We start from the raw sequence: 515 nt of genomic DNA, 5'->3' as shown, positions 1-515 counted from the left end.
CACCGTGAACAAATTTTAACATAAATAAGAATGGCTGGGATCTCTCAAATATTTTTCGGATCGTGGTCTAGACATTGGGGTCACTTCAGGATCCAGATCCTTTTCATAGCACAAAGTATTAAGTTTTAATTTGTTTAAAATTTGTAGGTTTTCCCTGATATCTATGCCCTTTTTATCCTTAAAAAGTTGAACAACTGTATCTTCATATTGATTTTCATAGCCATTTGAGACCATCCAACCAACTAAAACGCCTAAAACGGGTATTAAAGTGGTTAAAAATATAATAAAAATCCATTTTCTAAAATTATCCATCTAGCTCTCGCGGGCGGAATATCTTAATTTAAATTTTAGACCAAATTAAAAACACCTTTCAGAAGCACTATAAAAGCTGGTGCATAAAATTTTAATTTGTCTTAAATAGTAAGGAATGTGTTGGAAGTATGAGTCGAAAAGGTGATTGTTGGGACAACGCTGTGGCTGAGAGCTTTTTTGGAACTGTAAAACGAGAACAAGTC

Annotated in this window: 1 protein-coding gene; it reads right to left on the bottom strand. The window is 33.6% G+C overall.

Annotated elements, in window-relative coordinates; all coding sequences use genetic code 11:
* Positions 1 to 15: 15 nt before the first annotated feature.
* Entirely contained in the window at positions 16 to 312 is a 297-nt protein-coding gene (locus Lwal_RS06180; protein WP_058479958.1) for a hypothetical protein, read from the bottom strand.
* Positions 313 to 515 lie beyond the last annotated feature (203 nt).

The organism is Legionella waltersii, assembly GCF_001468085.1.
In the GTDB taxonomy this organism is placed as follows: domain Bacteria; phylum Pseudomonadota; class Gammaproteobacteria; order Legionellales; family Legionellaceae; genus Legionella; species Legionella waltersii.
The sequence above is the reverse complement of the archived record's forward strand: the minus strand, read 5'-3'. Positions and strand labels throughout refer to the sequence as shown.

Excerpts from the sequence above, each read along its gene's own strand:
- Lwal_RS06180 (WP_058479958.1), bottom strand. The coding sequence starts at position 312 with ATGGATAATTTTAGAAAATGGATTTTTATTATATTTTTAACCACTTTA.